Genomic DNA, 3253 nt, shown 5'->3' with positions numbered 1-3253 from the left:
ATTCATAATTTAAAAAGAAAGTATGAAATACAATCAGTTAAACAAAAAGATTTAGAATCACAAATATTAGAACTTAATTATCACATCGAAAAAAATAAAAATGACATTGAAGAAATAAATTTAAAATTAATGCCAATGGAGGTTAATTTAGCTAAAACAGGAGATCCTAGTAATATTATTGATTTAAAGGTATCAACACTTGAGTCTATGGTTAAAGACAAAAACTTAGAGCTTAAATCAGCACAGGATGAATTTAGAGAATTTATAAAGACTGTGGAAGCTGATTTTCTATCAAAAACTGAAGTCATAAAAAATGGATTCAGTAATATTGTTCAAAATTTCTTAGTCGAAGAATGTGAAATCACATGGTTTAGAATTCCATGGAAATTGGGGCAAACTGGCGAACCGATTAATTTTCCTGCATTTATTTTTAAAATGCGTAGTGGTGGTCATCAATTAATAACAGAAAGAAGCTCTCCGACACAAGTTTCTGAAAGCCAAAGAGAGTTCATTGATTTAGCTTTCCGTATTGCCTTAATTAAAACAACGGGGAGTAACGGTGTTGGAAGTATAGTTATGGATACTCCTGAGGCCTCATTAGATGCAATATTCGTCAAGAATGCAGCAAATATATTTATCAACTTTGCAAACCAAGATGGTAATAAATTAGTCTTAACATCAAATCTAATCGATGGAGAACTTTTACCTAGACTAGTGGCAAGTCTTCATGATAATGAAGCTCTAAATAGCGGCATAATCAACTTACTTAAAATTGCCATTCCCTCGAAAGCTGTAAATGATTACAAAGATGATTATCATGCTAAATATAATAGTATTATTGAATCATCTTCTCGCTTCACGACAAGGAACGAGGAGTTATGAATATGGCTCCTGTTAATAGAAACATAGAACTACAAGTTAGAGCTTTAATGATTTTGGAAGCGTCTCGAGGTGCTGGTATCACACCTTTACCTGCTGAAGTTTTTCATAACATAGCATATTTCGCGAATATTCTAGCCCCTATATATAGTGCCAAGGCTTTAGATGGGAAAGTGCTAAGACTTAAGAACGGTCCCTATTATCCAGAATTACAAAATCAGCTCGATTGGCTTGTTTTGGGTGGATATATAAAGATATCAAACTTGCAATACCATTATTTAGACGATTTAAATAACTGGAGAGTTTTTGCCGATTATGAATTAAATATAGAAAAGGCAAGTTCAACCATTGAACATTTAAATAGTTGGAGGTCTGAGTATGAAATGTTTACTTTCTTAAAAAAACTGACTCTTGCTCTGACTGAATTGTCTGATAAGGATATTATTAACTCTAATGAATTTGATGCTACATATGCAGATCAATCTGTTGATTTTGGTAATGTAATAGATTTCGGTGAATGGGTTCATGATAACCCAAGTGTAAACGCAGCTGAATTTGTCCAAGAGAGCTTACCTAACTATCTAATTACAAAAGAATTGAAACTTAATTTCTATATTAGGCATTTATCTCAAAAACTTCTAATGGGGAGAGTAGCTAAATGAGTAAAAACATTGGAGCATGGAATCCCCAAGACTTATTGAATACAGTTAATGAAGAACTCACAGGTAAGCCTGTATTTGATGAATCAGTACCAGTATATAGCCAGTTTTTAGCATATACACTTTATGAGTTAAGAAAAATAGATCACAACGATCTTGGCACATGTATTTTTTTCTTGCATCCCGACAAACCCGAGTTATCAGATGAAAATATTAAATTAAAAAATAGTATCACTTTTGACTCTGGCCGAATATCTTTTATGGATAAAGTTTGCTTTGTTAACCTCACCCTTACACGAGGGCGTTATTTTGAAGTGGATCTATCAAATCCAGATGATCTAATAGATGTATTTATTAACGATTATGGTCTAGGCGATACTCCTGTTGTAATGCTTGATAAACATAATGGTCAGCATACAGTACGTATGTACCCTAAAGGTTTTAATTCTACAGAAGAATACATAATATCACTTAAGAAAGAATTTTTAGACTTAAATAGTATTAAATATGCTATTGATAGCTTGTACCAAACAAGCTTAATTACACCAATTGCTTCTCAAAATGCAGGATTTAAGCTTTGGGAAGATTCCGGGAAATTTTTTCCAGCAGAAAATATAGAAAAAGGCATTCAAGGAAGATTATATAGCCATTTTTCGTCTCATTTTGGATGTAATTTATTAGCTCTACCAGAAATAAATACTGTTGGCGGTCGATTAGATTTACTCCTTATTTCAAAAAGTCATGAAAAGGGAAAGCAAATTAACCATGCATTGCTTGAATTAAAAGCTTTACGTTCTTTTAGTAATTCTGGAAAAAAAACTTATAACAATTCCGAGCAATTAGGATGGATTGATAAAGGAATGAGGCAAGCTCAAGAGTATAGCATAACACTCGAACCATATCATACAGTGTTATGCTGTTTTGATATGTGTAATGCAGACAATGATGATGATTATTGGTTCGCCAATACTAAACAATTTTCTATAGAAAATAACATACACCAATGGCGTTGGAAACTATATAACTCAGCTGAAAGCAAAAGGCAATCTGAAATTAATCTTTCCGAAAAGTAATTAAAGTTTCATCTAACCCCTTCTGCCCACCCTGCTGGGCGGATGTTCTCATTGATCTAAAAGCCTCATAATTAATGAGATTAATCCCTTTATTTGACATTAACTCTATAAGTATTTGTGCTGTAGATACTTTTACTCCTGCATATTTACTATCTCCAACAACCATCCATATCTCTCCTTTTGGAGAAAGCTTTTCACATACTTCATCTATTACTAATTTCATATCTGTAAAATATGCACCAACCATAGCCGGAATATTTTTATTCCATAGGGACTTTTGCAAAACCTCTAAATTTCCAATTGTTTCACTTAATAAAGCCGAACCATCAGGGTATGAACTATAGCTTCGTTGCACCTGGACATGTGAAGTTAATGTTTTTTCTCTAAGTAATTTATTATCATTTTTGGAGTTTAAATATTGTAATACCCATAGCTCAATATTATATACGTCAGTATAGTCAAAAGAATTTGGGTAAGGAGGAGAAAAAACGCACAGATCAATATTTTTTATTGAAGAAATAAGTTCTCTACTATCACCACGCAGAAGTTCGAACGACAAGCATCTCCGATTAGAATATTTTGAAATGTCAGATATCGCCCTTTTAACAGAAATCTGAAATAGCTCATCAACTTTGAAATTCT

The 3253-nt window shown here is 32.6% G+C and carries 3 protein-coding genes and 1 pseudogene; 3 read left to right on the top strand and 1 reads right to left on the bottom strand.

All coding sequences use genetic code 11. From position 1 onward, the window contains the following. From J5224_RS24270 to J5224_RS24260, 3 genes are all read left to right on the top strand, one after another. On the top strand, positions 1 to 882 hold an 882-nt coding region (locus J5224_RS24270; RefSeq protein WP_264627788.1), incomplete at its 5' end, for a hypothetical protein. Continuing rightward, positions 879 to 1541 (top strand): hypothetical protein, encoded by a 663-nt coding sequence (locus J5224_RS24265; protein ID WP_264627787.1) that lies wholly within the window; start codon positions 879 to 881, stop codon positions 1539 to 1541. The genes J5224_RS24270 and J5224_RS24265, both read left to right, overlap by 4 nt. Continuing rightward, the gene (locus tag J5224_RS24260; RefSeq protein ID WP_264627786.1) at positions 1538 to 2611 is read left to right on the top strand and encodes a hypothetical protein; all 1074 of its coding nucleotides are present in this window, start codon (positions 1538 to 1540) and stop codon (positions 2609 to 2611) included. The genes J5224_RS24265 and J5224_RS24260 overlap by 4 nt, the downstream gene beginning before the upstream one ends. Here the strand turns inward: J5224_RS24260 and J5224_RS24255 are convergent. Beyond that, a pseudogene (locus J5224_RS24255) lies at positions 2592 to 3253 on the bottom strand (hypothetical protein); the annotation flags it as partial. The gene J5224_RS24260 and the pseudogene J5224_RS24255 overlap by 20 nt on opposite strands.

The organism is Candidatus Symbiopectobacterium sp. NZEC135 (genome assembly GCF_025962695.1).
Note: the sequence above shows the minus strand (reverse complement) of the source record. Positions and strands in the feature narration are given on the sequence as shown.

Excerpts from the sequence above, each read along its gene's own strand:
- J5224_RS24265 (WP_264627787.1), top strand. The coding sequence starts at position 879 with ATGAATATGGCTCCTGTTAATAGAAACATAGAACTACAAGTTAGAGCT.
- J5224_RS24260 (WP_264627786.1), top strand. The coding sequence starts at position 1,538 with ATGAGTAAAAACATTGGAGCATGGAATCCCCAAGACTTATTGAATACA.